Origin of the sequence: Cohnella sp. 56 (assembly GCF_037963805.1) — a bacterium.
Taxonomy (GTDB): domain Bacteria; phylum Bacillota; class Bacilli; order Paenibacillales; family Paenibacillaceae; genus Cohnella.
In genome coordinates this window covers 103,072-129,024 of sequence record NZ_JAZDQE010000010.1, presented here as the reverse complement: position 1 = coordinate 129,024, position 25,953 = coordinate 103,072, and the positions used below count along the sequence as shown (strand labels likewise).

The 25,953-nt window shown below is 60.6% G+C and carries 20 protein-coding genes and 1 riboswitch; of the genes, 3 read left to right on the top strand and 17 right to left on the bottom strand.

Annotation, left to right across the window (positions count from 1 at the left end; genetic code table 11):
• Positions 1-31: 31 nt before the first annotated feature.
• From VQ071_RS17915 to VQ071_RS17905, 3 genes are read left to right on the top strand one after another with little or no spacing between them, the layout of a single operon-like run.
• A complete protein-coding gene (locus VQ071_RS17915) occupies positions 32-1,219 on the top strand; it encodes an AraC family transcriptional regulator (protein WP_340515480.1) in 1,188 nt (395 codons plus the stop codon).
• 56 nt (positions 1,220-1,275) lie between these two features.
• Positions 1,276-2,337, top strand: a complete 1,062-nt coding sequence (locus tag VQ071_RS17910; protein ID WP_340515479.1) for an ABC transporter substrate-binding protein — start codon at positions 1,276-1,278, stop codon at positions 2,335-2,337.
• Entirely contained in the window at positions 2,334-3,155 is an 822-nt protein-coding gene (locus VQ071_RS17905; RefSeq protein WP_340515478.1) for an alpha/beta hydrolase, read from the top strand. Before VQ071_RS17910 ends, VQ071_RS17905 begins: the two co-directional genes overlap by 4 nt.
• 17 nt (positions 3,156-3,172) lie before the next feature.
• On the opposite strand, the gene VQ071_RS17900 is transcribed toward VQ071_RS17905, so the two are convergent.
• The 17 genes from VQ071_RS17900 to VQ071_RS17820 all read right to left on the bottom strand — a co-directional run bounded on the left by VQ071_RS17900 (position 3,173) and on the right by VQ071_RS17820 (position 25,952).
• The gene (locus tag VQ071_RS17900) at positions 3,173-4,261 is read right to left on the bottom strand and encodes a HAMP domain-containing sensor histidine kinase (protein WP_340515477.1); all 1,089 of its coding nucleotides are present in this window, start codon (positions 4,259-4,261) and stop codon (positions 3,173-3,175) included.
• Positions 4,254-4,952 (bottom strand): response regulator transcription factor, encoded by a 699-nt coding sequence (locus tag VQ071_RS17895; protein ID WP_340515476.1) that lies wholly within the window; start codon positions 4,950-4,952, stop codon positions 4,254-4,256. Before VQ071_RS17895 ends, VQ071_RS17900 begins: the two co-directional genes overlap by 8 nt.
• A gap of 40 nt (positions 4,953-4,992) precedes the next feature.
• Positions 4,993-6,015, bottom strand: coding sequence for a D-alanyl-D-alanine carboxypeptidase family protein (locus VQ071_RS17890; protein ID WP_340515475.1), 1,023 nt, complete (start codon positions 6,013-6,015; stop codon positions 4,993-4,995).
• 155 nt (positions 6,016-6,170) lie between these two features.
• Complete coding sequence (locus tag VQ071_RS17885; protein ID WP_340515474.1) at positions 6,171-7,379, bottom strand: trans-sulfuration enzyme family protein; 1,209 nt, start codon at positions 7,377-7,379, stop codon at positions 6,171-6,173.
• A complete protein-coding gene (locus tag VQ071_RS17880; RefSeq protein ID WP_340515473.1) occupies positions 7,376-8,545 on the bottom strand; it encodes a Gfo/Idh/MocA family protein in 1,170 nt (389 codons plus the stop codon). The genes VQ071_RS17885 and VQ071_RS17880 overlap by 4 nt, the downstream gene beginning before the upstream one ends.
• A gap of 24 nt (positions 8,546-8,569) precedes the next feature.
• Positions 8,570-10,333: a glycoside hydrolase family 35 protein gene (locus VQ071_RS17875; RefSeq protein ID WP_340515472.1), complete on the bottom strand. Its 1,764-nt coding sequence runs from the start codon at positions 10,331-10,333 to the stop codon at positions 8,570-8,572.
• A gap of 14 nt (positions 10,334-10,347) precedes the next feature.
• Positions 10,348-11,178: a response regulator transcription factor gene (locus VQ071_RS17870; RefSeq protein WP_340515471.1), complete on the bottom strand. Its 831-nt coding sequence runs from the start codon at positions 11,176-11,178 to the stop codon at positions 10,348-10,350.
• Positions 11,172-13,001 carry a cache domain-containing sensor histidine kinase gene (locus VQ071_RS17865; protein WP_340515470.1) on the bottom strand — a complete coding sequence of 610 codons (1,830 nt, stop codon included), beginning with the start codon at positions 12,999-13,001 and terminating at the stop codon, positions 11,172-11,174. The genes VQ071_RS17870 and VQ071_RS17865 overlap by 7 nt, the downstream gene beginning before the upstream one ends.
• A 36-nt stretch (positions 13,002-13,037) precedes the next feature.
• Positions 13,038-13,871 carry a carbohydrate ABC transporter permease gene (locus VQ071_RS17860; protein WP_340515469.1) on the bottom strand — a complete coding sequence of 278 codons (834 nt, stop codon included), beginning with the start codon at positions 13,869-13,871 and terminating at the stop codon, positions 13,038-13,040.
• Complete coding sequence (locus VQ071_RS17855) at positions 13,868-14,755, bottom strand: carbohydrate ABC transporter permease (RefSeq protein WP_340515468.1); 888 nt, start codon at positions 14,753-14,755, stop codon at positions 13,868-13,870. Before VQ071_RS17855 ends, VQ071_RS17860 begins: the two co-directional genes overlap by 4 nt.
• A 115-nt stretch (positions 14,756-14,870) precedes the next feature.
• The gene (locus tag VQ071_RS17850) at positions 14,871-16,202 is read right to left on the bottom strand and encodes an ABC transporter substrate-binding protein (protein WP_340515467.1); all 1,332 of its coding nucleotides are present in this window, start codon (positions 16,200-16,202) and stop codon (positions 14,871-14,873) included.
• Positions 16,203-16,521: 319 nt separating this feature from the next.
• On the bottom strand, positions 16,522-16,668 hold the full coding sequence (locus tag VQ071_RS17845) for a hypothetical protein (RefSeq protein WP_340515466.1): 147 nt from the start codon (positions 16,666-16,668) through the stop codon (positions 16,522-16,524).
• Positions 16,669-16,738: 70 nt separating this feature from the next.
• On the bottom strand, positions 16,739-18,019 hold the full coding sequence (locus VQ071_RS17840) for a mechanosensitive ion channel family protein (protein WP_340515465.1): 1,281 nt from the start codon (positions 18,017-18,019) through the stop codon (positions 16,739-16,741).
• Positions 18,020-18,157: 138 nt separating this feature from the next.
• Complete coding sequence (locus tag VQ071_RS17835; protein WP_340515464.1) at positions 18,158-18,640, bottom strand: hypothetical protein; 483 nt, start codon at positions 18,638-18,640, stop codon at positions 18,158-18,160.
• 206 nt (positions 18,641-18,846) lie between these two features.
• Positions 18,847-18,990: riboswitch (cyclic di-AMP (ydaO/yuaA leader) on the bottom strand.
• Positions 18,991-19,012: 22 nt separating this feature from the next.
• Entirely contained in the window at positions 19,013-19,171 is a 159-nt protein-coding gene (locus tag VQ071_RS17830; RefSeq protein WP_340515463.1) for a hypothetical protein, read from the bottom strand.
• 583 nt (positions 19,172-19,754) lie between these two features.
• On the bottom strand, positions 19,755-21,782 hold the full coding sequence (locus tag VQ071_RS17825) for an alpha-amylase family protein (protein WP_340515461.1): 2,028 nt from the start codon (positions 21,780-21,782) through the stop codon (positions 19,755-19,757).
• Between the two features lie 24 nt (positions 21,783-21,806).
• Positions 21,807-25,952 carry a GxGYxYP domain-containing protein gene (locus VQ071_RS17820; protein ID WP_340515460.1) on the bottom strand — a complete coding sequence of 1,382 codons (4,146 nt, stop codon included), beginning with the start codon at positions 25,950-25,952 and terminating at the stop codon, positions 21,807-21,809.
• Between the last annotated feature and the right edge of the window lies 1 nt (position 25,953).

Genomic DNA, 25,953 nt, shown 5'->3' with positions numbered 1-25,953 from the left:
TCAATTAAACGAATGGAGAGTAGGTTGCGAGATGATCCGCGAGGCGAACAGCGGCGAATCCCGGTCGGCCCCTTCGGACATCCTCATCGCCAGGCTGCGCGTCTATATGGCCGAGCATTATGCGGAGGATCTGTCCGTGGAGCGGATGGCCGAGCTCGTCGGCTTGAGTCCCAAATACTTGGGCGAGCTGTTCAAGAAACGATACGGCCAGCGTCCCATCGACTACTTGACCGAGCTGCGCATGAACCGCGCCAAGCAATATTTGCGCGAGACGAACGACAAGCTGCGCGACATCGCGCGCAGCGTGGGCTACAGCGACGAGTACTACTTCAGCCGCAAGTTCAAGAAGGCGGTCGGCATGGCGCCCTCCGCCTATCCCCGGCGCGGCAAACGGCGGTTCGCGGCGCTCTCCGCGACGGCCACGGGCTACCTGCTCGCGCTCGGCATCGTGCCTGTGGCCGCGCCGCTGCATGCCAAGTGGAGCGCCTATTACTATCAGCGGCACGCATCGGAGGTGGACGTGCATCTGATGCCGGGCGACGACAATCAGGCCCGCAGCCTCGACGGACTGATCCGGGCGCGGCCGGACGCCGTCGTCGGCCACGAGCGGCATCTGGTCGAGCGCTTCCTGCCCGAGCTGGACCAATGGGCGCTGCCCTGGTTCGCGCCCGAACGACAGGACGACTGGCGCGCGCAGCTGCGGGAGATCGCCGCGTTCGCGGACCGCACGGAGCACTGCGAGCAGTGGATCGCGGCCTACGAGTACAAGATTGCGGGCTTGCGTCCCCGCGTCCGCGACATCGTCGGAGCGAATACGTTCGCCGCGGTCCGGATGTACGGGGATGCGCTGTTCCTGTATTGCAACTGCGGCATCCGGGACGTCGTGTACCGCGATCTCGGACTCGCGGCGGCTTATTCCGGGGAGCAGTTGTACAACAAGCGGATCGACCTGGAGACGCTCTGCGGGCTCGATCCCGACGGGCTCCTGCTGTTCGTCTGTCCGGATGCGGATACCCGGACCGCATGGCTGGGGCTTCAGCATGAGCCGCGCTGGCGCGCATTGCGCGCGGTCAGACAAGCGCGCGTATACCCGCTCCCCTCCGATCCGTGGTACGAATATTCGGCAACATCCGTCGACCGGATGGCGGACGATATGTCGCTCCTGTTAACCGGAAAAAGTACAAGCGACATGCCGAATTCCGTCCATGGCCCCCTCTAAAGTGTCGTCCTATAATCATTAAATGAGAATTATTATCACTTAGAGGGGGATTTATTTTGTTAGCTTCGTACCGACAGCTTCTGAACACCCGATCGGCATGCAGGTCGATCGCATTGGCCGCAGCGCTCGCGGCGCTGCCCTTGTCCGGCTGCGGCAACGGCAAAGACGTTAGCGCGTCCGCCGCTTCGCCATCCGCAAGCGCCTCGGCTTCCGCGAGCGCGCCTGCGAGTGCATCCGCATCGCTCTCCGCTGTCGCCGACGCCTCGGCGACAGCCTCGCAGGCCGAATATCCGCGCGTGTTCAAGGACGAGCTCGGCCACGAGCTGACGCTGCCCGCCGTGCCGGCCCGCATCTTCGCGCCTTCCATGGAGGACTCCCTGCTCTCGCTGGGCGTCGTGCCCGTCGCGCAGTGGGCGAACGGGAGCAACGTCCAGGATTACTTGCAGGACCAGCTCGCCGGCGTCCCGAAGGCGGACTTCTCGGGCGGACTGCCTTCGCCGGAAACCGTCATGGGCTACAAGCCGGACCTGATCGTGCTGAACAATTCGTATTATGCGGAGAACGGCGTGTACGAGCAGTATTCGAAAATCGCGCCGACGTATGTGTTCAACAACGCGGCTACCGATCTGACGAGCTCGATCGGGCAGCTCGGCGCACTGCTGGGCCGGGAGGCTGAAGCGACGAAGGCGCTGGAGAATTACCGCGCCAAGGCGGAGGAAGCGAAGCAGAAGCTCGGCGCGCTCGCCGAGGGCAAAAAAGCGGCGATCATCCGCTTCAACGCCAAAGGAATGTTCCTGGTCGGCGGCGACTACTTCGGCGGCTACGTGCTGGCGCACGATCTCGGCTTCGGCAAAGTGAAGCCGGTGGAGAAGGAGAGCAGTGCGGACATGTCGCTCGAGCTGCTGCCCGACCTGGACGCCGACTATATTTTCCTCGTCAACGACTCTCACTCCGGCGACGCATTCGTGAAGGAGTTGACCGACAGCGCGCTCTGGAAAAACATGAAGCAGGTCAAGGAAGGCCATACGTACGAGGTGGTCGACGAATCGTGGCTGAGCGGCGGCCTGATCGCCAGCGGCAAAGTCATCGACCAGACGGTCGGGCTGCTCGCGCCATGAGCGGCGCGGCAGCGGACGGGCTCCGCATGGCGGGCATCGCCGAGCATACGTTGACGGCGCGCGCCAACGGGCGGGAATACGTAATCAAGATCGCGCTGCCGGCGGATGAACCGCCGGCGCGCGGCTACCCGGTGCTGTACGCGCTCGACGCGGACGCCACCTTTCTCACGATGGCCGAAGCCGTGCGGCTGCAGACGCGCCGCCCGCACGGCTACGATCCCGCCGTCGTCGTCGGCATCGGCTATCCTTCGCGCGAGCCGTTCGATATGACGCGGCGCTGCTACGACTTCACGATGCCGGCCGCCGGAGGGACGCTGCCCGAGCGGCCCGACGGGCGGCCTTGGCCGGAGCACGGCGGCGCCGATCTGTTCCTCGGCTTCATCGAACGCGAGCTGATTCCGTTCGTCGACGGCCGCTTCAAGACCGATCCCGGGCGGCGGACGCTGTACGGCCATTCGCTCGGCGGGCTGCTCGCGCTTCACGCTTTTTTCGCCGGAAGCGCGCAGTTCGCAGGTTATGCGGCAGGCAGCCCGTCGATCTGGTGGGGGGATTATGCCGTCCTGCGGGAGATGGAGGCGTTCGCCGGACGCGCGGACGCCGGCAAGCGCAGCCGGCTGTTGATGATGGTCGGCGCGGACGAGCTGGCGCATATGGTAGCGGACGCCGTATCGCTGCACAACCGGCTGGGCGGGCTTCGGCAGGTCGATTCGGCCTGGACGGCCGAGCTGGTGCGATTCGCCGACGAGGAGCATGTCAGCGTGCTGCCGGCGGCGATCAGCCGCTCGATCCGGTTCGCGCTGGCGGCGACCGCGGATTGACGGAGCGCGCCGCGGGCTCATCCCTTCGGCAGACGCACCGTGAAGCGGGTCACGACCGGTCCGCTCTCTGCTTCGACCGACCCGCCGTGACGCTCCACGATATTTTTGACGATGTACAGACCGACGCCCGTGCCGCCCTCCCGCTGCGTGCGCGCGCGGTCGCCCGTGAAGAACATCTCGAACAGCCGCGGCAGCTCGTCCTCCGGAATGCGGTCGCCGTAATTGTCAACGCGGATGACCGCTGCTTCGTCTTCCCACACTCCGCTAATGTCGATATACTGGCCGTCGGTGCCGTAGCGGGCCGCATTGCTGAGCAGATTCTCGAAGACGCGGGCGAGCTGCTCGCCGTCTCCGCGAATGTCCAGATCGGTCTTGATGTCCGCGCGCACCGCAAGCCCGTTTTTCTCGAACACCGGATACAGCTCCTCGCTCAGCTGGACGAGCAGCTCGCCGAGGTTGATCGGCTCTCTTTTGACCGGCAATATGCCGTAGTTCATCCGCGTGATCTCGAACAGCTCGTCGATCAGCCGCTCGAGCCGCTGTGACTTCGTATAGGCGATCGTCGTATAATGCCGGATCTGGCTCTCCGTCAAGTTGTCCGATTGCAGCATAAAGTTCAGATAGCCGAGCACCGACGTGAGCGGCGTCCGCAAGTCGTGGGCCAGGTTCAGCACGAGCTGGTCCTTGGTCGACTCCGCGAAGTCGCCGCGCGCGATCGCTTCCCGCAGCTTTTCTCCGGCCATGTTGATGTCCTCGGCGATCGTCTGGAATTCGTCCTGTGAGGAGATCCGCACCGGCGTGTCGAAGTCGCCGACCGCGAGGCGATGGATGCCGCCCGAGATCCGGTCGAAGTAGTTGGCGTAGGGCTTGGTGAACAAGAAAAAGAACAGGATGGAGAGCGGAATAAAAATGACCAAAAACACGTTGATGTCGCCGATCGACCGCATCGCGCTGCGGAAAAAACTCAAAGAATCGCCGTAGAACGCGTTCTGGCGATAGTAAGCCTGCAGCCCTTTGTAAAATAAAAAAGTGATCAAGCCGGATACGAGCATGCTCAGACCGAACAACACGACCATCTTGGAACGAAAGCTGATGCCGCTAACCATTAAACGTGTATCCCACTCCCCAGATCGTCTTGATCCACTTGTCCTTGTTCTTGTCCTCGCCGAGCTTCTTGCGCAGCGTGCGGATATGGACCATGACCGTGTTGTTGCCGACCTCGTAATAGGCCTCGCCCCATACTTGCAGGAAAATCTGCTCGACCCCGAATACCTTTTTCGGATGGCTGGCCAGCAGGCACAAAATGTCGAATTCCTTGGGCGTCAGCTCGATCGTCTCGCCGTAAATGCTCACATGGCGCTGTTCGGGAATAATCGTCAGCCCGCCCGACACGATCGTGACCGGCTCGTCCGTCCGGGTCTGGCTGAGGCTCCGGGATCTCCGCAGCAGCGCCTGCACGCGGGCGACCAGCTCCATCGGATTAAACGGCTTGGTCATATAATCGTCCGCACCGATGACGAGGCCCGCGATCTTGTCGAAGTCGGACGTCTTGGCGCTGACGAACAGGACGGGCAGCCGATGACGCTCGCGGATGTGCCGGACGACCTCGAAGCCGTCCATGCCGGGCATCATGATGTCCAGAATCGCGAGATCGACGGACTTCGATTCGATCGCACGAACCGCTGCGACGCCGTCAAAGGCTTGAACGGTTCGATACCCTTCCTTTTCCAGATGAAGCGCGATCAGATCGGCGATCTCCCGCTCGTCGTCCGCGATCAGTATGGTGGCGTTGTTCATCGGCCGCATCGCTCCTTTGCAACTCTCATTGTAGCGGATATCAGAGCGTATTGCCTAATTCGCCGTAGACGGCGAGCGCGTCCGCGACGTTGTAGGCAGCCGTCCGATGATTGCCCTTGGCGCCGGTCGTGATCAGGATGTATTCGCGTCCGTCCTTGCGTCCGAGACTGGCGAGGCACAAGCCGGCCTTCTCCGTGTAACCCGTCTTGCCGCCGACGATCTCGCCGCCGTCGAACCGGTTCGTAGGCAGCTCGTCGAACATCGTGCTGTTCAGCGTGATGCCGTCCGGATGCAGCTTCGTTGACCTCGTGGAATATCTTGAAGCTGTGAACGCTTCGCGGAACGTATCGTTCTTGAGCGCGTAGGCGAGCAGCACCGAGAGGTCGCGGACCGTCGTATAATGATTCGGATCGTGAAGGCCGGTCGCGTTCGCAAAGTGCGTGTTGTTCATGCCGAGCGATTTTGCCTTTTTGTTCATGAGCGCGGCGAACTTTTTCTCCGACCCTGCGATATGCGTCGCAAGTCCGATGCTGGCATCCGCGCCCGACGGCAGCATCACGCCATAGAGCAGATCGATCGCGCTCACGCGCTCGCCGGGGAGGAAGCCCGCCACCGATGCGTTTTCCTGTTGCAGCTTCGCGAACATGTCCGGATCCAGCGTGATCGGTGTCGACAGGTCCGGGATCCGCTCGATGGCGAGGATCGCCGTCATGATCTTGGTGAGCGAGGCCGGATACACACGCTCGTTTTGTTTTTTCTCCATCAGCGTCTTGCCGTCGTCGAGCCGGACCAGGATCGCATGAGAGCTGTACAGATGGTCGGCGGCCAGCACGAGGCCGCCTTCTTTCTCCTCCTTTTCTTTCGTTTCTTCTTCTGTCGCCTCGTCATCTCCGCCCTTTGTCTCCTGGCCGGCATCGATCGTGCCTGCGCCGTTCACGGTCTCTGCCGCTCCGGACGGATGCCCCCATAGGCGCTGCGCCGCGCTTAGCATATCCCCCTTGTGCACGGCCACGGTATAGCAGAGTACGAGCGCGAGCAGCAGCAGCCACAGTTTCGATTTCATGTACGGTGTCCTCCTAATTCTCTATACAACAAGAATAGGACACACTTTTTAAACGAATCGGAGGGTGAATATTAAATAATTCTTAAAAAAGCGCATGCGGCTTCGCGCCGACGCCGCCACCTCGCCCTGTTGCCGTTAGTTGCCGTTAGTTGCCGTTAGTCGCCGTTCGCGCCGCCGCCGCCCGCGCTCTCGCCCCGGGCGTCTGCCGCAACAAAGCCCGCCGCGCGGAACGCTTGCGCGAGATCGCCGATCAGCTCGTCCGGCGACTCGAGGCCGATGTGCAGGCGCACGACCGGTACCCCCTGGCGCGGTGTGCTGCGTCTCCCTTCCTGCAGGCTGACCAGACTCTCGTAGCCGCCCCAACTGAAGCCGATGCGGAAGCAGCGCAGCGCATCGACAAAGCGGGCGAGCCGCTCCCGATCGGCGCCCGCCTCGAACGAGAGCAGGCCGCCGCAGCCGCTCATCTGCGCGCGAGCCAGCGCATGCTGCGGGTGCGATGCCAGACCGGGGCAATGGACACGGTCGACGAACGGCAGCGATTCCAGGTAGGCGGCGACCGCGAGACCACCGGCCTGATGCCGCTCCATGCGCAGCGGCAGCGTCCGCAGCCCGCGATGCAGCAGCGCGGCCGTCTGCGGCAGCATCACCGCGCCGAGCAGCACCAGCTCGCGACCGCTCAGTGCGGCGATCGCGGCGGCGCTGCCGATGGCGACCCCGCCGAGCGCATCGCTGTGGCCGCCGACGTACTTCGTCAGCGAATGGACGACGAGATCGATGCCGAGCTCAAGCGGCCGCTGGAAGACGGGCGAAGCCCATGTATTGTCAACGATCGTGCGGATGCCGCGCGCGCGTGCGGACGCCGCGCAGACGGACAAATCCTGCAGCTCGAACATGAGACTCGTCGGGCTCTCGAGATAGAGCAGCTTCGTATTCGGCCGATAGGCCGCTTCGATCGCGGCAACATCGGCGCCGTCCACGAAGTCGGCTTCGACGCCGAAGCGGCGAACATAGTCGCCGATGAGACGCCGGGCAGGGCCGTAAGCCTGATCGACGCAGACGATATGGTCGCCCGCCTGTACGGAGGCGAGCACGGCCGCCGAGATCGCTCCCATGCCGGTCGCGAAGCAGCGGGCGTCCTCGCCGCCCTCCAGCTCCGCGAGCTTGCACTCGAGCGCGCGGACGGTCGGGTTGTTGCCGCGCGAATAGATGAAGCTGCCCGTGTCGCCGTCCGCCCGGTCCATATCGGCTACGGTCGGGAAGGCGAACAGGCTGGTGTCGTAGACCGGCGTATGCACGGCGCCGTAGTGCCTGCCGTCGTAAGCGTCGTGCGCGACAATTGTATGGGCGTCGCGGCGGCCGCTCATGAGACGGCTCCTTGCCCGTCGTCCAGAACGATCGTCCGGTAGACGTCGGTTTTCGCCGCCTGCTCCGCCCTGAGGCACAGCAGCGCGCTGGAGATGCCCACGGCAAGCGGCGTCGCCGAGCGCTCCTCGCCGCGCATGACGCGAAGGAAGTTGGCCGCAAGCGCCGAATCGCCGCCGAAGTGCGGCAGCTTCGCCGCTTCGAGCTTGTACGTTTCCGTCCGCGGCGTGTGGTGCATGAACACCTTCACTTCGTCACGATACCAGTCGAACTCCACCGTGCCTTTGTAGCCGATAAGCCGCGCGCCGCGCCGTCCGGCTCCCTTCCGCGCATAGAAGTTGTGCGAATAGACGGCATGCATCCCCGTCTCGTAGCGGATCAGAATGCTGGCGGAGTCGTGGTTGCCCGTGTCGACCGCGAAGGCGCAGCCGTCGCCGGTCGATTCCGCCTGCGCGACGTGTTTCAGCACGTACGGACTTTCCGGACATGTATAATACTCGTCGCAGTCGCCGCAGCGCAGTCCCGCCGGCTTGTCGCCCGTAAACACCCGCTTCGACTCCATCGCCGCCACCGCCACCGGCTCCATGCCGAGCAGGAAGTTCAGGCAGTCGAGATCATGCGTCGCCTTCTGCAGGAACAGCCCGCCGGTCTCCGCTTCATTGCGGTACCAGTCGTGGTAATAGACGCCGCCGTACGGCACGTTGTTGACCGCCTGCACATGCTCGATCGAGCCGAGACGGCCAGAATCGATAATCTCCTTAGCGAGCAGCGCCGCCGGCGTATTGCGCAGCGGGAACGAGACGACGACCTCGGACGACGAGCCGGCCGACGACCTGCGAAGCTTCGCCAGTTCATCCAGCGTGATGCCGACGGGCTTCTCGAGGAACAGCGGGAGGTTGCGCGCCATTACCTTGATCGCCATCTCGGTGTGCAGCGCGCAGCGGGTGCCGATCATGACGCCGTCCAGCTCCTCTGCCGCCAGCATGTCGTCCGCGCGCTCATAGTAGCGAATACCTGCGGCCGCGCTTCCCTTTTGCCCCAGCATCGCTCTGGCTTTGCCGACATTGATGTCGGCGACGGCCGTTACGTGCACCCCTTGCTCCAACTCCAGCAGCCGATCCAGAAAATAATGAATGCGGGTTCCGTACCCGATAATGCCGACCCTCACCGTAATTCCTCCTTCTTCCGACCGTTACCCCAGCTCCGCGACATCCTGCAGCAGCGCGACCGGGCGAGCCGTACCGTGCACCTCGAAGAGCACCAGCTCGTTGACGCCCGCCCGCAGCAGCGGCGCCGGCACGTACAGCGTCATCTGCGGACCGCGCTCCCAATAGCGGCCGAGATTAAATCCGTTGATATAAGCGACGCCCTTCGTCCAGCCTTCGAGCTTCAGGAACGTGTCCGCCGGCTCGTCAACCGTAAACGTCCCCCGATAAAAAGCCGGTTCATCGCGTCTCGAACCGTTCGTCTCGCAGCGCTCGTAGACAAGTCCCGACAGGTCGTCCAGGGGCAGCGGGCGAAGCGTCCAGTTGAACAGGAAGTGATTGTACAGCTTCGCACCGGTTTTGACGCCCTCCGTAATCCCCTTGACGTCCCGCAGCCGCGAGCCGTAATTGATGCGCCCCATATTTTCCACCAGAATGCCGAGCTTCGCCCCCCCTGCGGGAATATCGGCGGTGACGGCATCGCTCCCCCACCGTTCGACAACGCCCGCGAACTGTCCGTCGAGATAGATCGAAGCCCGGTCGCGAACGTCCTGCACGATTATTTCGCACCGCTCGCGCGGACCGAATACATCCGTCTCGTACCAGAGGAAGCCGTAATCCTGACCGACCCGCTCCATCGTCTCGGGATAGACGGACGCTATGGCCGTGCCGAGCCGGTCGAACGACGCGAACAGCGGAGCGCGCTCCGTCATCCGCACTTCCCCGTAGCTCCGCTTCGGCGATGCGACAGGCAGCGGCATGTCGGGCAGCTCCGAATACCGGCCGATTACGTCGCGGATCGCCCAATATTTGTCCGTCGGATCGCCCGATTCGGACAATAACGCATTGTAGTCGTAGCTCGTCACCGTCGGTTCGTAGAACTCGATATGGTTCGCCCCGTTGTAGAAGCCGAAGTTTGTCCCGCCGTGGAACATGTAAAAGTTGACCGAAGCGCCGGCCGCAAGCATGCGGTCCAGCACGTCGACGACATCCGCGTAGCCCCGTACGTGATGCTCGTCGCCCCAATGATCGAACCAGCCGTTCCAATATTCCATGCAGACGAGCGGCGATTCAGGCCGGCAGGCGAGCAGCCTCGCGAACGCCTGCTCCGGGTTCGAGCCGAAGTTCAGCGTCGCCAGCGTTCCCGGCAGTGTGCCGCCCTGGAGCATATAGTCCTCCGAGCCGTCCGAGGTGAACAGGAGCACGTCCATCCCGGCTTGGATCATCGTGTCTTTCAGAAAATTCAAATAATTTAAATCGTTTCCGTAGCTGCCGTATTCGTTCTCGATCTGCAGCGCGACGACCGGGCCGCCCGCCGTGCATAGCAGCGGCTTCAGCCGCGGCAGCAGCTCGTCGTAATAGGCTCTGACCTTCGCCAGAAACTTGGGATCGCTGCACCGCAGCCGCAGCTCGGGGTCGGCGAGCAGCCAGGCGGGCAAACCGCCGAATTCCCATTCCGCGCATATATAAGGGCTTGGGCGCAAAATGACGTGAAGCCCCAGCTCGCCCGCCAGCCGCACGAATCGCTCGACATCCGCGATGCCCTCGAAGACGAATCGGCCCTCCTGCGGCTCGTGAAGATTCCATGCGACATAGGTCTCGACCGCGTTGAAGCCGCAGGCCCGCAGCTTGCGGAGGCGATCCTCCCAATAATCCGGCACGATGCGGAAATAGTGCATCGCGCCGCTGATGAGACGAATCGGCTTGCCGTCCAACGCAAAGCCGTCGCCGTCAATCTCGAATGTGGCCATCTCGTTCTCCTCCGCTAGTCGGGCGTGCCCGCACGGTATTCGAGCGGCGTCACGCCGACCGTTCGTTTGAACAGCTTCTGAAAATAAACTTTGTCGCCGTAGCCGACAAGGTGGGCAATCTCGTACACCTTCAGCCCCGGATGGTCGCGCAGCAGCATCTTCGCCTTGTCCATCCGGACCCGGTTCAGGTAGTCGGTGATCGTCTCGCCCTTCTCGCGGCTGAACAGCTTGCTGATATAACTCGCGTTAAAGCCGACCGTGTCGGCGATATAGGTCAGATCGATGTCGCGGTTGTATGCCTGATCGATCAGCTTGCAAATCCGGTCGGCGGTCGCCGCGGCCAGACTGTACGGCGGCGCGGCGGCGGCAACGGCGGTCGCGGCAGACTGCATGTCCGTATCGCCCGCATCGCGCACCTCCCCGGACGGCTCCGAACCGGGGGCAGCCGCCTGCTGCCCATCCGCCTTCTTCGCCTCCAGGCACCGGTCCAGCAGCTTGAACACCTCGGCCTTGTCCATCGGCTTGAGCAAATAATCGGTCGCGCCCGCACGCAACGCGCGTCTGGCATATTCGAAGTCATTGTATCCGCTCAGCATAATGATAACGACGTTCGGCAGCTTCGCCTTCGCCTGCTCGATGAAGCGCAGGCCGTCCATCATCGGCATCTCGATATCGGTGATGATGACGTCAAGCTCGTCCGGCCCCATGCCGGACAGCTGCAGCATCGCCTCCAGCCCGTTGCCGTGCTGGCCGGCGATCTCGACGCCGCCCGGATACTTGGACACAATCTTCGCGATGCCGAGGCGGATCTGCTCCTCGTCGTCGATGACCATAATCTTCAGCATAGTTCCGCCTCCTCTCGCTCCGTCGGCACCGGCAGCCGAATCTCGACTACCGTGCCTTCGCCCTCCCGGCTGTCGATGCGCAGGCCGTACGCCTCGCCGTACTGCATCTTGATCCGCTCACGCACGTTGCGCAGGCCGATGCCGCGCCCCGGCACGGCCGGCGGGAGACGGCCGGCCACGCGTTCGCGCAGCGTCTTCAGCTCCCGCCCGCTCATGCCGCAGCCGTCGTCGGCGACGGTGAAGACGACGTCCGTGCCTTCATGGCGGACGCCGATCCGAACGGTGCCGGTGCCCAGCCGGTTTTTGAACGCATGGTGAATCGCGTTCTCCACGACCGGCTGGAACATCAGCTTGACGCAGCCGATGCCGTGATCCCGCTCCGGAATGTCGACGACCATGCTGAACTTGTTCGAGAACCGCACGTTCTGCAGCGCGATGTAGTTGCCCAGATGCTCGAGCTCCTGCCCGATCGTCGCGAGCTGCTCCTCGTGGTTGACGCCGTACCGGAGCAGCTTCCCGAGTGTAAACGTCATGTCGGCCACTTCCTCGTCGTCGTTCAGCTCCGCCTTCATCCGGATCGTCTCGAGAGTATTGTAGATGAAGTGCGGATTGATCTGGCTCTGCAGCGCCGCGTACTCCGCTTCCTTCTTGCGCGTCTGCGTCGTCTTCACTTCCTCGAGCAGATCGCGGACGCGCGTCACCATAATGTTGAAGTGTCTGCCCAGCATGCCCACCTCGTCGCGATAACGCTGGTTGAAGCTGACGTCGAGATTGCCCGTCTGTACTTCCTGCATCAGCGCCTTGATCTTGCTGAGCGGCCGGGTGAGCGCATACGAGATCGCGATCGCGATGCCGAGCGCCAGCAGCACGAACAGGCCCGACGTGAGCAGCGTCACGTTGCGGGTGACCGACGCCTGACGGGTCGTCTCCTGCGTCGGGATGAAGACGAGCAGCTTCCAGTTCGTCAGCGAAGACTTCGCGTACGTCGTAATGTACGACTCGCCGCCCAGCTCGCTCGGGAACGAGCCGGAGGTCGACGTCGCGCGCCGGATCGCCTCTTCGCCCGACAGATTGCGGGTGAGCAGCGACCGGTCGGTCGCATAGACGACCCTATCGTTCTCGTCGACGAGAATCGTCTGCCCCTTCGTCACGTCGTCGAGATCGCGGAACTGGCGCTCGAACGCCGTAATGTTCGTGTCGAAGACGATGAAGCCGATCGGCGCGAGATCGAACTTCACCTGCTTGAGCTCCCGGATGACGGAGAAGGCGTAGTAGTTGTCCTTCCCGGTCGAGACCTCCTGCGTGCTGACGAGCACCGGCTTGCCGTCCGCGGCCTTCGCGATGTTCGTCCAGTCGCCTTCGACCTCCGACAGGTTGTTGCGCATGCCGCCGGTTTTGATGTTGTATTTGACGTGCCCGTAGTTATCGAACACATAGACCGATACCGTATCGGGCTTGATTTTGTTCAGATTCGAGATATACAGGTCCATCCCCTGCTCCTTCGCAAGGCCCGTATTCGGGTCCGCGAGCCAGTCGAGGAAGTCCTTGTTGTACAGCGGCATCGCCGACATATTGTACAGGTCCGTCACGTAATCGTCGAGCTTAAGCAGCGTCTTCGAGGTGATCTCGGTCGCGTACGACGTCGTGTTCGCCTTGATCGAACGGGCATAGTAATAGGAAGAAGCGTAGCTGATCATGAAGAGCGGCAGGCAGACCAGCGTCAGGAATACGATTAGCAGCTTCTGCTGCATATTCAGATTCGCAAACGCCACCCATAGCTTGTCGATCGCCCGTCCGGCGATTTTCCAACCCTTCTTCACCATGCCGCTTCCTCCCGTTGTCTGACCGTGCGAGTACAGCTATTTTACTGCACCGTTCACGATCCCGGCAAACACATACCGCTGGAAGAACAAGTACAGCACGATGATCGGCAGCATAATCAGCAATATCGCCGCAGACATCATCTCCCATTCGGTGCTCCGCTCCGACGAGAAGTTCATCAGGCTGGTCGATACGACCGTCAGCTTCTGCGCCGGCATGTACAGGTACGGGGTGAACATGTCGTTGTAGATGCCGATCGTCTTGATGATGACGATGGTCGCGGTCGCCGGCGTCAGCAGCGGGAAGATGATGGTCCGGTAAATGCGGAACAGCGACGCGCCCTCCATCATCGCGGCCTCGTCCAGCTCCCTCGGAATATTCCGCAGAAATTGCAAGTAGATAAAGAGCTGCAGCACGCTTGTGCCCAGGTTCAGGACGATGGCCGCCCATAGCGTGTTGTACAGATGCAGGTTTTTCACGACGGTAAAGGTCGCGACCTGGGTCGTAATCGTCGGTACGAACGACAGTGCGATATAGGTGCCCATGATGAGGTTTTTCAGCTTGAAATCGAACCGGCCGAGCACATACGCCACCATCGTGCCGAGCGCCACATTGCCGATGACGGCGATCACGATGATGAACAGCGTGTTCATATAGGCGCGGTCGAGATGCGCCCGCGTAATGACCGCGGCAAAGTTGTCGAAGTTCAGAAAGCTGTGCGGCAGCTTGAACACGCTCGTCTGGGCAAACTCCGTCTTGCTCTTGAACGCGTTCAGCACGAGCACAAACGGCGGAAATACGATCACAAGGACGGCGATCCACAAAATGAGATGCTGGAACACGGACAATGGCGCGAAGCGCTTCTCGCTCATTCCGACCACCTCCGTGTTGCGAGCCGCTGGATGCCCAGCACGACCACGACCAGCGCGATCAGCGTGATGCTCATGGCGGACGCGAGCCCGAAGTTGTTGAACTTGAATGCCGTAGCGACCGTCTTCGTCAGGAAGGTATCGCTCGCGCCAAGCGGTCCGCCGCCTGTCAGAATAAACGGCAGATCGAACATCTCGAGCGTACCGATAATCGTCAGGAACAGATTCAGCTCGATGACCTGGGTGATATTCGGCAATACGACGCGCATCGTCGTCTGGAAGCGCGAAGCGCCGTCGATCTTGGCGGCTTCGATGATTTCCGAAGGAACGGATTGCAGCGCGGCGAGATAAATGACCATGTTGAGGCCCATGAATTTCCACAGCGTGATGAAGCCCAGTACGTGGTTGACCGCCTTCGGCGAACCGAACCAGCTAATCGCGAGGGAATCGAGTCCCATGCCGCGCAGCATCATATTGAAGGAGCCGTATTCCGAGTTGAACACATAGTTGAACATATAAGCGACGGCGACGCCGTTCATAATATAAGGCATGAACAGCATAACCCGGTAACCGTTGCGCCCCTTCAGCTTCGAGTTAAGCACCAGCGCGAAGAACAGGCCGAGCGCATTTTGGAGCAGGCCCCAGATGACATAGACGAAGTTGTGGCCGAACGCCTGCCAGATCTCCTTCGTCTGGAACACTTCCTTGTAATTGGCGATACCTACCCAGGTCTTCTCCGGGCTGAAGCCGTCCCAGCTCATGAAGCTGAGAAAAACCAGATACCCGGTGGGATACAGCGAGAATACCGCCATCAGCGCGATCGGTACGAGCAGGAACAGGACGATCAAAATCCGCTTCTGCAGGCTGTACGACAGGCTGTCGATCATCCGCTAGCACTCCTTTCCTAAACGACGGACGGGGCTGGACACGACAGAAGCGGATGTCCGTAGGACCGGCCATCCGCTTCTGTCGGTCATGCCGCAATTGCGCCCGCCGGTCCCGTTACTTGCCGAGCGCCGCCTTCGTCGACTTCCACTTCTTGTTGTAGCTGTCGAACACGTCCTGCATCTTGCCGACCGTCACTTCTTGAATGAACTTGAACGGATCGAACTGCATTTTGTTCTCGACGGCCTTCACGTCTTCGCCGATCGACTGCGCTTCGAGCATCTCCGGCTTGTAGGCCATGAAGTCGGTAATCTGCTTCAAGCTTTGCTGCTGATCCTTCAGCGGCGAGATGATCATGTGATCCTTGTAGTCGCCGGACTCTTCGAGCAGGAACTTGATGAACGCCTTCGCGAGCGGCTTGTTTTTGCTCGTCGCGCTGACTGCGTACGCCCAGTCGTTGCGCATCATGCCCTTGTACGTGCCGCTGTTGTCGTACGGCAGCGGGACGAAGCCGATGTCATCGAGCGACAGGCCGTTGCTGAGCAGGTTCGAGATCGCCCAGTTGCCGATGTACATCATCGCCGCTTTGCCGGAGGCGAGATCCTTTTGCGTCTGATCCCACGTCGCCGAGTAGACATCCTTCTCGAGATAGCCCTTGTCATAGAGCTGCTTCAGGATGCCGAGACCCTGACCGTATGCGCCGTCGACCGTGAACGGCGTATCCGTCTTGATCTTGTCGTTGCGCAGGTTCGTGCTGCCGTAGATGAACTCGGCCGGGTCGGTCCAGTATTGGAGCGTCCAGGCGTCCTTGAAGGCGGTCGCCATCGGCACGATGCCTGCAGCCTTCAGCTTGTCCGCATCGGCGAACAGCTCGTCAAGCGTCTTCGGCGGCTCGGCGATGCCGGCCTTGGCGAATGCCTGCTTGTTGTACAGCAGTCCGTTGATCGCCACCTGCTGCGTAATGCCGTACAGCTTGCCGTCATAGGAGTTGTAGTCCTTGAAGTAAATGTTGTCATCCAGACCGAGATCGTCGAGCGGCTCGTAGAACTTCGGCAAGTCCGACTGCGTCGTCTCGACAAGCGAGAGTACGTCCGGCAACTCGTTCGCAGCCATCCGTACGCGGATCGTCTGCTCGTAGTCCTTCAGTCCTTCAATCTTGACCGTGGTTCCGGGGTATTTGGCTTCGAACGCTTCGACATACTTCTTCAGGTCGGTATCGACCAGTTCGGTCCGGTGCGTCGCCCACGTGATCGTACCCTTGATATTTTCGCCGCCCGAAGCTTCGCCGCTTGCGCTCGAGCTGGCCGACGCGCTGGCGCTGGCGCCCGTACTCGCCGAAGCGCCCGCCGACTGCGAAGCGCTCGAATCGTCGTTCGAGCTGCCGCACCCCGCCAGCAACCCGACTCCGAGTGTCATTGCCAGACCTACTGCCACATTTTTCTTTTTCATTTGTTTGCCCTCCCCGTTTTGCTTGTACGGTTGTTGCCGATTGCCTAAGTCCATACTATGTTAATTAAAGTCACATTCAAATGGCCGCATTTTGTTTTTGTTAGCTATTTTTTGTTTGTTGCGGCGGCGGCGAATGAATTCAATTGTGATGTGTTCGCTTACATATTTCGGAAACGTTCGCGTTGATTGGAAGGCGTTTTCACGATGTTAAGTATAATGACACTAAATTTGCAATGTGAATTTCTCCATCCTGCCGTGAAGCAAGCCGCGGCGAAGTAGCTCGCCCAGCATGCCTATCATACCCGGCATTTTCTCGCCGTCATTCATGGCTGCCGTCATGCGCCGGTTCCCACAGTCTCAGACGGGGCATGAAGAAGTTCCGGAGCATCGTCGGCCGGGCCATGCTCGGCACGAAAACAAGCTCCTGCACCGTCGCCAGGACAGGTACAGGGGCTTGTTTATTCATCGGGATATCATATTGATCTGCTCTGTGCCAGACGTGCGCGCTCACCGAACCTTATGGCCCCAGCCGACCATTACCGATAGGGAGCGTCTCCTCCCGATGCGATGCGTGAGCGCATAGGCTCGTGCTTGAACATTTCGCGCATATCGTGGCCGGAAGGGTTCTGGAACACGACGAGCCCGAACTCCGGCGCGACCGCGAGCAGATGATCGAAGATATCGGACTGTACGCCTTCATACTCGCTCCATACGGTCGTATCGGTGAATGCGTAGATCTCCAGCGGCAGACCGTTCTCGCCTGGAGGCAGCTGGCGAACGAGGAGCGTCATATCACGATGAATCCTGGGATGCTGCGCCAGATACCGCTCGATATAGGCACGGAATACGCCGATATTCGTCATCGCGCGACCGTTCGCCTTCACGGTGCGGTCGATCTCGCGTTCCCGGTTGTACAGCTCGATCTCCATAGCCCTTTCCCGAATGTAGTCGCTTAGATACTGAATGCGTTCGAACCGCTCGAGCATCTCGGGCTTGCAGAAGCTTACGCTGTTCATATCGATATATAGCGAGCGCTTGATGCGCCGTCCGCCCGCCCGCTGCATCCCCCGCCAATTTTTGAACGAATCGGAGATGAGCGCGTACGAGGGGATCGTCGTAATCGTCTTATCAAAGTTTTGCACCTTGACGGTGTTCAAAGAGATATCGATCACGTCCCCGTCTGCACCGTACTTGGGCATCTCGATCCAGTCGCCGACCCGCACCATATCATTGGAGGACAGTTGGACGCCTGCGACTAGGCCCAGCAGTGAGTCCTTGAAGATCAGCAGCATGACCGCAGACAGCGCGCCGATGCCGCTGAGCAGGATGAGCGGACTCTGTCCGATCAGATTGGAGATGACCACAATGCCGCCGATGACGAACAAAAATATTTTTACGACCTGAATGTAGCTCTTTATCGGGCGGCTCTTGGAGATCTCGTAGGTCGTATATATATCGTTCATGGCGTTCAGCAGCGCGTCGAGCACCATGATCGCCACGATCGTCAGATAGACTGCGATTCCCTGCCCGATCAGACGGTGATAGCCAGGGAAGCTGTACGAGAAGGAATAAATAATAATGGCGGGAACGATGTGGCACAGTCTCTGAAGCACTTTCCGACGGAGGAAATGATCTGCCCACTTATAGCGGTTGCTGCGGATATATCGGGAAGTGATGCTGAGCACGACCTTCTTGGTGACATAATGCGCGAGGATGCTAAGGGCCGCAATGCCGACAATCAGGACAGCATTCGCCAGATCGGCGGACAGGCCGGACGCGACGCCCAGATCGGCGATCAGTTGTTGGATTGAATTCATCTCTTCCTCCCCAAAATAAAAGAAAGGCTCGCCTGACGAGATTGCCCATGCGCCAGGGAGCTTGTTATTCGATGTTACCGAAATCCGGCCAACCGGTCAATGACGTATGTCCCGGTCGCGAAGGAATGCCGCTGACGATCAGCGGATTCCTTCATTTATATATGCTTCCTGCCATAACTCGTCCGCACGCCCGGAGACACAACCGATAAAAGAGTCGATTTTCATATCCAGGTACGCGGGATCAATACCCGCGATATGTTGATGAACCTGGATATCCATCTCTCTTCGCTTGGAAATGAAGCTGCCCCTGCAGGTAAAAATATGGATGGGGCTCTCGGTCCATGTCCGGCAAAACTGAACGTACCGCCAAGACAGCGCAGGACTTCTCTCAAATAGGATGATTAGATCGGCATCGAGGCCTGGCGGCCGCCAAGTGTCGGGTTCGGCCGTCTTCACCTGCACCAGCTGCGCATGCTTGGACCGCTGCAGCCTGCTTTTTTCCTTTTTGTTGTTCGTGAGCAGCGCATATGGCAATTCTCGTCGAATCAACTGTTTGACGAACGATCGGCCGTCCTGATTCGGAGCGGAAACGAGAAAACGGACATGCCGGCTATCACGCATGCCGGATCCCGCCTATTATGTATTTTGCTTTCGCCATTTTAGCACTCTCCTTTTCGTGTTCTACTGGGGATTCGTGTGAAACGGCAATGTAGAAGCCTCCTCTCTCCTGTATTGAACCAGTCCGATGATAAATGCCAGCAGGGTCCGCAGAACGCAAAAAGACCCTGAATAATAGGGTCCGGGATTTACCTGTAAAGAAAAGAAAAAATAGACCCATCCATTGCTGACGAGGTTAGCTGACGGACTCGGGTAAGATGGTACCCTACACTTCATGCGAAGTGATTCGCCCCACTTGACTGGGTTCCCCCGCTTTCCGGACATTGCAACCGGAAATTAAGCGTGCCTATATGATAAAGAGAAGGATAAGAAATGTCAAACCGCTTCCCTCTCCTTTAACTCCGAACGAATGAGCCTCCTGGCCAGCTCTTCGTTCTCCGACGAGATTCGCTTGAACGTCTCTCCGATCGTACCGACCTCGTCCTTCGAAAATTTGCCGTCGAACTCCCTCGCGCCTCTGTTCCAGTCGACCATCATTTTCTTGATCAGAATAAGCGGCTTCGTAATCGAACTCGAGATGAAATCGGAACGGGATCCATAACAGCGATATCCATCTCATATGCCCAATGCCCGTCTTATATAAATGTAGTTTTATCACGTTAACGAATTCGTCAAGGAATGCCTAGTGCGGATTTCATAGATTCGATGTCCGGATTGTTTGGATTCGGGATTAGGGATTCGGGATTCGAACCTTTACATGCTTCAAATTATATCGGACATTGCGGGTGTATTGGAGCCGGCCTGCTCCAGTTGGATTGTGGCACCGATCCAGTCGAGAAGCAAATCAGGAAGCCCTTGAAACCTTGGGCATGGCGATTATCAAAAGGTGGAGATGAGACATCCGAAAGATATTTTCGTGGAGGCATTTTCATCGGGATGGATTATTAATCCTGACAATTGGAAAGCAATGATCGAGGTTCAGTAGGGAAGAGGCATCGTCAAAAAAACGAAAAAAATGATCCCCCGCATGGCCGCAGATGTCCTTTCATCTGTCGCCGTACGGGGGATTTTTTCTTGCGAGCATTAGGCGGCGCTGTTCGGGCTTTGTTCCCCGGCGCTACCGGATGACCGCCGCACCGTGAATGTCGAGTTCCGGCACGACGAACTCCACGCGTCCGTCGCGCCATTCGTAATCGAGCGGCTGACCCGACGGCTCCCACACGACCGAGGTCGGCTTGATAGCCGCCGCAACCGATAACTGAATCGGACCGATCGGCGGGATGTAATCCGGAAAGCCGCGCCGATTGGACACGGGCATTCCTGCCAGATTCAGCAGATTCACGCACAGCGCGCCGTCCGCCGAACGCCGCAGCGCGAGGTCGACGCAGGCCGGGGCGTCGGTCGTCACCTCGGGAGCGGGGAACAGGCGGCGGACGATATCGCCGATATAGCGGCGCATGAACGGATGATGGCTGTGATAATAGCGGTCGGCGAGCGGCCCGTACACGGCGGCGATCTCCCCGCGACCGTACCGGCGCAGCGTCGCGGCGACGGCTTCGTGCCGCAGCGCGAGATGATCCGACGATACGCCTTCGGCACGCACATCCAGATAGGCGCTGCGCTCCTGCACGCCTTCGCCGTGATAGCGCAGCGACAGCGTCTCCGCCGCGAGCGGCTCGACGGCCTGCCACCGGCCCGGGCAGCCGATCTTGCCCGCACCGGACACGAGTTGCGCCCGCACCTCGCACGGCTCCCCGACCAGTCGAGCGCCGAGCGGGCCACCGTCGCCCGCCTCCCCGCGGCTGTCATCCGCTTCCGCGAACAGCCGTGCGCAGCGTTCCCCGAGCAGCAGCAGCTTGCCGCCTTTCTCGACATACCGCAGCACGCGCTCGCGGAAACTCTCCTCCAACACCGGCGAATCAGGAATGACAAGCAGCGGGAATTCGTCCAGCCGCTCCATCAGCATATATTCCGTCAGCACGTCTACGGAATAGTGCGACTCGAGCAGCGCATGCAGCGCGCCCTCGAGCTCCTGCAGCGGTGTATCCCACCAGGTGTACACCCGGTCGGATACGTCGAACTGGCTGGCGGCGGAATGGAGCAGCGCCACCTGCGGTACGGAGACGCTGCGATGGCACAGCGCCTGCCGCGCCCGGCAGAACGCGGCGACGTCGGCCGCGGTGTCTGCGATCTCGTCGGCGATGTAGCCCGAACGCGTCGGCAAATAATACAGCATGAACCCGCCGCCGTGCATAAGGACTACGCCGGCCTCCTGCTTGAGCTGCGCCGGCGACTTCAGCAGCTCCTCCTGGCCGTCGGCGCTGTCGAAGCCCCAGGACAGCAGCTCCCACGGCATCCCGACGTTCGTCAGATAACGGGCTTCCGTTCTCGCCCGATCCGCGGACAGCATCGGATCGTAATCGCCCGAGACGATATCGATCGGCGCCGCGACGGGGATGGGGCACATCGTCGTGTACGCCCAATTGCTGGCGATCTGCACCTCCGGCCGCTGCCGGCGAAGCTCCCCTGTCCAATGCTGCAGATAACGCTCGAACGCTGCCCGGTGGAAGCTTTTCCATTGCGGCCAACGGTTGTCGCCACGGTCCGTCGGCGCGTCGTCCCAGCCGGTTTCCGCCTTCCAGGCCGCCAGAGCGGCAGGCGAGTAGTCAAGCTTCGCGCCCCAGCATTCGCCGTCCAGCCAGACATTGTCCACGTCGTACCTGTCGGCGATTTCCACGAGCTGCGGAACAAGCAGCTCATCGACATAGGGGCCGAACACGCTCGTCGCTTCGGCGTCCGGTTCTCCTTCCGGGCCGATGCGCGCCCATTCCGGATGCTGCCGGACTGCCAGATAATCATACAGACCCGAGTAATGAACGCCCAGCCCGATCCCCAGCTTGCGCGTCTCTTCTCGCCATATCGCCAGCGCGTCGCGGACGATGCCCGGAGACGGCGTGCCGACGGCAGTCTCGTAGCCCGCATAGCCGAAGTGGCCTTTGGAATCGTATTGCACATAGTCGGGCGCGATGCGCAGCAGCAGCTCCCGAACGCGCGTCCCCGTTACGTCCGCGCCAAGGCTCGTGTCCTCGAGGACGGGGTGAAGATCAAAGTGCAAACCGAAAAAAGCATTTTTGCGATCGAACACGTAGTAACTCTCCTTTTTATCCCGTTAAGGATTGAACGTTAGGCTCCAGAGCTTGCCGCCGACGGCATCCTGCTCAGCATCGGCATTCCCGAAATAGAGATACACCGTCTTGGATGGGTTGTTGATCAGGAATGCGCTCAGATCGACGGTCAGCAGCTGGCGATTGCTCTCGTCGTGCACGGCGGAGGACGCTTCCGCGACCTTCGTATAGGCGGCCGTCGGATCGGCAGTTGCATAAACGACATAGTTATTGGCGATGTCCAGCACCGGCGCGAACGAGTTCGTCCGATCGTCGAGATCGAACCGATACGTGATGCCTTTGCCGTAAGGCGTGATTCGGGCGCCTCCCGACAGCTCCGTCGAATCCCCCTCGATGAACGGAATTTCGTCGCCGCTACCGTCCGCAGCCAAGTCGAATGAAGACCATTGCGTGCGGTCGGTGTATAGCTCCAAGCGATACAAGCTCGCGCCCCAGCCGTCCGCAGGCGAACCGTCGTAGAACTTGAGATACACGGTTTTACCGCCGTCGTTCAGATCCAGGTAATTCGTCAGGTCCAGCTTCACAATGCCGCGATTACTGCCGTCGTGCACATCGGAAGCTGCGGCAGCCACGACGGTCCAGTTCGTGCCGTCCTTGGAAGCGGCGACGCGGTAATTGTTCATCATATCCAGATGGACGGCCAGCCGCTTGACCGCATCCTGCAGATCAAGCTTGTAGATCCAGTACGCGTTGCCGTCGGCCACCCGGTGATCGCCGCCTGTCGCGTAGGAGCCGGATTGCGTCTCCAGGAACGCGGCTTCCCGGCCGTCGCCGTTCGCCGCCCAGGCAGCGCTCTCCAGCTGGCTGCGGTCCGTATACAGCTCCAGTCCGAACAGGGCCGGTCCCCAGCCATCGCCGGTCGAGCCGTCGGCGAACTTCAGGTACACCGTGCGGGAAGCGCCGGCTGTCGCGTAAGCTGTCAGGTCGACCGCGCGCCAGCCGCGGTTGCTCAAGTCATGCGTGTCGGAAGCTGCCGCCAGCACAGAAGTCCATGTCGAGCCGTCCGTAGACGCCGATACGCGGTAATTGTTGGCGAGGTCGAGCAGGACGTGGGCACGATTCGTTGCATCGTCCAGGTCGAACCGATACACCCAATAGCCGGTTCCGTCCGCATAGCGCGCCTGACCCGCATAAATGCCCGATCCGCTATCCGCATGCAAATACGGAGCTTCCGCACCCTGACCGTCCGGTACAAAGCGAACGGACGAAGCCTCCGAAAGGTCGGTCACGATCGCGATGCGACCGAGTCCGGCGCCCCAACCGTCCGAAGGCGAGCCGTCGGCGAACTTGAGATAGATCGTCTTGCTCGCATTGCCGCCGGCCAATAACGCCGTCAGATCCACGTTCACGTCCGCGCGGTTGCTGCCGTCATGCACATCCGCAGCCGCAGCGGCGACAAGCGTCCAAGCGGCGCCGTCGGCCGAAGCGTACACGCGGTAATTGTTCTCCAGCCGCATGACTGCGCTGGCCCGAACAGCGTCATCCTCCAGGTTGAACCGATAGACGAAGGAAGCTCCGCCATCCGCCACCCTGCGGCCCTGCTGATTGCCATAGACCAGATAGGAGCCGTCATCCCGCAGCAGGTACGGCGTTTCCGCGCCGTTGCCGACCGTCTTGAAGTCCGCGTCCATGATATCCCCGGTGTCGGTGAACAGCTCGAGGCGGCTGAGAGCGGCGCCCCAACCGTCGCCGGTCGAGCCGTCGGCGAATTTGAGATAGACCGTTTTGCTCGCATTGCCGACAGCCAAAAGCGCCGACAGATCCACATTCACGTCCGCGCGGTTGCTGCCGTCATGCACGTCCGACGCCGCGGCGGCGGCGGGTGTCCAGGCGACGCCGTCGGCCGAAGCGTAGACGCGGTAATTGTTGTACAGATCAAGCGTCGCGACGGCATGGACAGCATCGTTGGCCAGGTCGAAGCGGTAGACGAAAGATTCAGTTCCGTCCGCCACGCGGGTCGTGCCGTTCACGACGAACGAGCCCGAATCGGCATACAGGAACGGCGCTTCTTCGCCGTCTCCGTTCGTCGCCATCCGGTGCGAGCGCAGCTGCGACTTGTCGGTGAACAGCTTCAGCTGCCGCAGCGCGGGGCCCCAGCCGTCGCCGGTCGAGCCGTCGGTGAACCGGACATAAACCGTCTTTCCCGCATTGCCGGCAAGCAGCGTCGACAAGTCCGCCGACACGACCGAACGGTTGCTCTCGTCGTGCACGTCCGATGCCGCCGCGGCGACAAGCGTCCACGTCGCGTTGTCCTTGGAAGCGTAAACGCGGTAGTTGTTCGCAAGATCCATCTGAAGCCACGCGGCCGCCGCGTCATCGTCCAGATCGAACTTATACGTCCAATAACCGGCCCCGTCGGCATAACGCAGTCCCGAGGCAGTGATCACGTTCGAGCCTTGCGCCGCCTGCAGGAAGCCCGCCTCGTCCGCCGTCATGAGCGGCTTGAACGCGGCTTCCGTCACATCCGCGAACCTGGGCGTGTAATAAGCGCCGTACAGGGCGATCATATCCTCCGGCGACACGACCTCGAAGTTCGCGGGAAGCTTGTCGGAGATATCCTTGATCTCCGCCGGAGACACATTCCACCCGAGCGCGGAGACGCTGAAGAAGGCCGGTGTCGGTCCCTCGTAGCTCAGAATGTCGTTCATATGCGCGAAGTCGTAGTTTTTCAGAAAAGGCTTGCCCTGATAGAGAAGATGACTCGTCGCCGCACCGTCAACCGTCGGCTCTCCTCCGCCCATCTGGGCGCCGCGATATCCGACCAGCACGCCGCTCGCGTGGCTCAATGACGCGTAAGGCAGCGCCGAGCCAAAATCGTTCCACATCGTGCGGACGACGGTGCTGTGCGCTGCGGCCATGTAGTCGTCGGTAAGCGCAAGGTAGTCGTTGCGATAGGCTTGCGGGATCAAGTAGTTCGTGTACCCGACGCCCGAAGCCGGCGTAATCAGGCTGCTGTTCGAGCGGCTGCCGTAATAATAAGCTGCCATATTCGGAGCCAGCTCGTTCAGCGTATTGACCATCTCGAAGCCGATCGGATAATCGCCGCGCTCCGTCTGGTCGTACCGCACGGGCAGCGTATGATAGAGAAAGGAGGTGTTGTCGCCCTCGGTCACGTTGAAGCTGATATACACCTTGTTCTCGTCCGGCACCGGCGCCGGAGAGGTCGGAGTCCGGCCGGTCAGCGTCGCTTCCGGCAAACCGCTTGTCCAGCTGAGGTTCCACGTCTCGTAAGTGACGGTGTAGAATCGCCCGTGCCCTGTCACCTCCGTCACGAGTCCGGCTTCGTCCTGCTGCAGATGCCAGGCGCCGATGACGGGTGTGTTGTCGCCGCCCAGCTCCAGAATCTCGTTCTCGTCCGCGGCTTGCGCCGGGTTCGGGTGCAGCACGCGATTGTACGTGAAGATTCCTTGGGCGATGATATAGTCCATATCCGCAAGGAAGAAATGCCCGTCATGCGCCGTAATGTCGGTGCGTAGATAAGGAGCGAGATTCTCGAGCGCATAATCGTATACTTCCTGCCATGTGTCGTAGTCGGATGTCGTCGTATCGAACAGAATCGGCAGCGTGACGCCGTAATCATCGATCAGCGTTTCGCGCTGCTCCTCGGTCAGCACGAGCGCATGGTAGCGGGAGCTCAGCATCGCCGCGAAGTTCATCGTGGCCAGCGCGTTGTCGGAGGGCTGGAACTGCTTCAACACTCCCGTGTAGTCGAAAATGTTGCCGTCGTACAGGATGCAGCCGTCCAGGCTGTCGGCGAAATTCGCGATCATTTCGTACTTGTCCGTGTATTCCGTCTTCGTATAGCCGGTCAGCTTGTCAAGCCAGTATTGCCCCGTCTTGACGTTGCTGTGGGCGTTGTAGTCGACGACGGGTCCGTTAACCAAGTAAATCTGCGGCTTCGTCCTGTTCACGTTGCCCTGCAGCGACGTCATCATGAACACGTCCGCGAGACTGTCGCCTTCCAGATTGACATAGCTGATCGTCGTATCAGGCTGCTGGGACGCCCGCGGGAACACGGAAGCTTCTGCATGCCGGACCGCTCCGAGCAGCCCCCAGGCGGCGAGCCCGAGCGCCAGTGCGCCGAATGTCCGTAATGCGCTCTTTCCCCACCCTTCACTCGTAAGTCGCATC

What these genes read in the sequence shown, in the direction of transcription:
- VQ071_RS17830 (WP_340515463.1), bottom strand. Translation starts at nt 19,171, where the DNA reads ATGGTCGACTGGAACAGAGGCGCGAGGGAGTTCGACGGCAAATTTTCG.
- VQ071_RS17820 (WP_340515460.1), bottom strand. Translation starts at nt 25,952, where the DNA reads ATGCGACTTACGAGTGAAGGGTGGGGAAAGAGCGCATTACGGACATTC.
- VQ071_RS17890 (WP_340515475.1), bottom strand. Translation starts at nt 6,015, where the DNA reads ATGAAATCGAAACTGTGGCTGCTGCTGCTCGCGCTCGTACTCTGCTAT.
- VQ071_RS17900 (WP_340515477.1), bottom strand. Translation starts at nt 4,261, where the DNA reads ATGGTTAGCGGCATCAGCTTTCGTTCCAAGATGGTCGTGTTGTTCGGT.
- VQ071_RS17835 (WP_340515464.1), bottom strand. Translation starts at nt 18,640, where the DNA reads ATGCGTGATAGCCGGCATGTCCGTTTTCTCGTTTCCGCTCCGAATCAG.
- VQ071_RS17850 (WP_340515467.1), bottom strand. Translation starts at nt 16,202, where the DNA reads ATGAAAAAGAAAAATGTGGCAGTAGGTCTGGCAATGACACTCGGAGTC.
- VQ071_RS17885 (WP_340515474.1), bottom strand. Translation starts at nt 7,379, where the DNA reads ATGAGCGGCCGCCGCGACGCCCATACAATTGTCGCGCACGACGCTTAC.
- VQ071_RS17895 (WP_340515476.1), bottom strand. Translation starts at nt 4,952, where the DNA reads ATGAACAACGCCACCATACTGATCGCGGACGACGAGCGGGAGATCGCC.
- VQ071_RS17870 (WP_340515471.1), bottom strand. Translation starts at nt 11,178, where the DNA reads ATGCTGAAGATTATGGTCATCGACGACGAGGAGCAGATCCGCCTCGGC.
- VQ071_RS17865 (WP_340515470.1), bottom strand. Translation starts at nt 13,001, where the DNA reads ATGGTGAAGAAGGGTTGGAAAATCGCCGGACGGGCGATCGACAAGCTA.
- VQ071_RS17875 (WP_340515472.1), bottom strand. Translation starts at nt 10,333, where the DNA reads ATGGCCACATTCGAGATTGACGGCGACGGCTTTGCGTTGGACGGCAAG.
- VQ071_RS17840 (WP_340515465.1), bottom strand. Translation starts at nt 18,019, where the DNA reads ATGAATTCAATCCAACAACTGATCGCCGATCTGGGCGTCGCGTCCGGC.
- VQ071_RS17855 (WP_340515468.1), bottom strand. Translation starts at nt 14,755, where the DNA reads ATGATCGACAGCCTGTCGTACAGCCTGCAGAAGCGGATTTTGATCGTC.
- VQ071_RS17915 (WP_340515480.1), top strand. Translation starts at nt 32, where the DNA reads ATGATCCGCGAGGCGAACAGCGGCGAATCCCGGTCGGCCCCTTCGGAC.
- VQ071_RS17860 (WP_340515469.1), bottom strand. Translation starts at nt 13,871, where the DNA reads ATGAGCGAGAAGCGCTTCGCGCCATTGTCCGTGTTCCAGCATCTCATT.
- VQ071_RS17845 (WP_340515466.1), bottom strand. Translation starts at nt 16,668, where the DNA reads ATGAATAAACAAGCCCCTGTACCTGTCCTGGCGACGGTGCAGGAGCTT.
- VQ071_RS17905 (WP_340515478.1), top strand. Translation starts at nt 2,334, where the DNA reads ATGAGCGGCGCGGCAGCGGACGGGCTCCGCATGGCGGGCATCGCCGAG.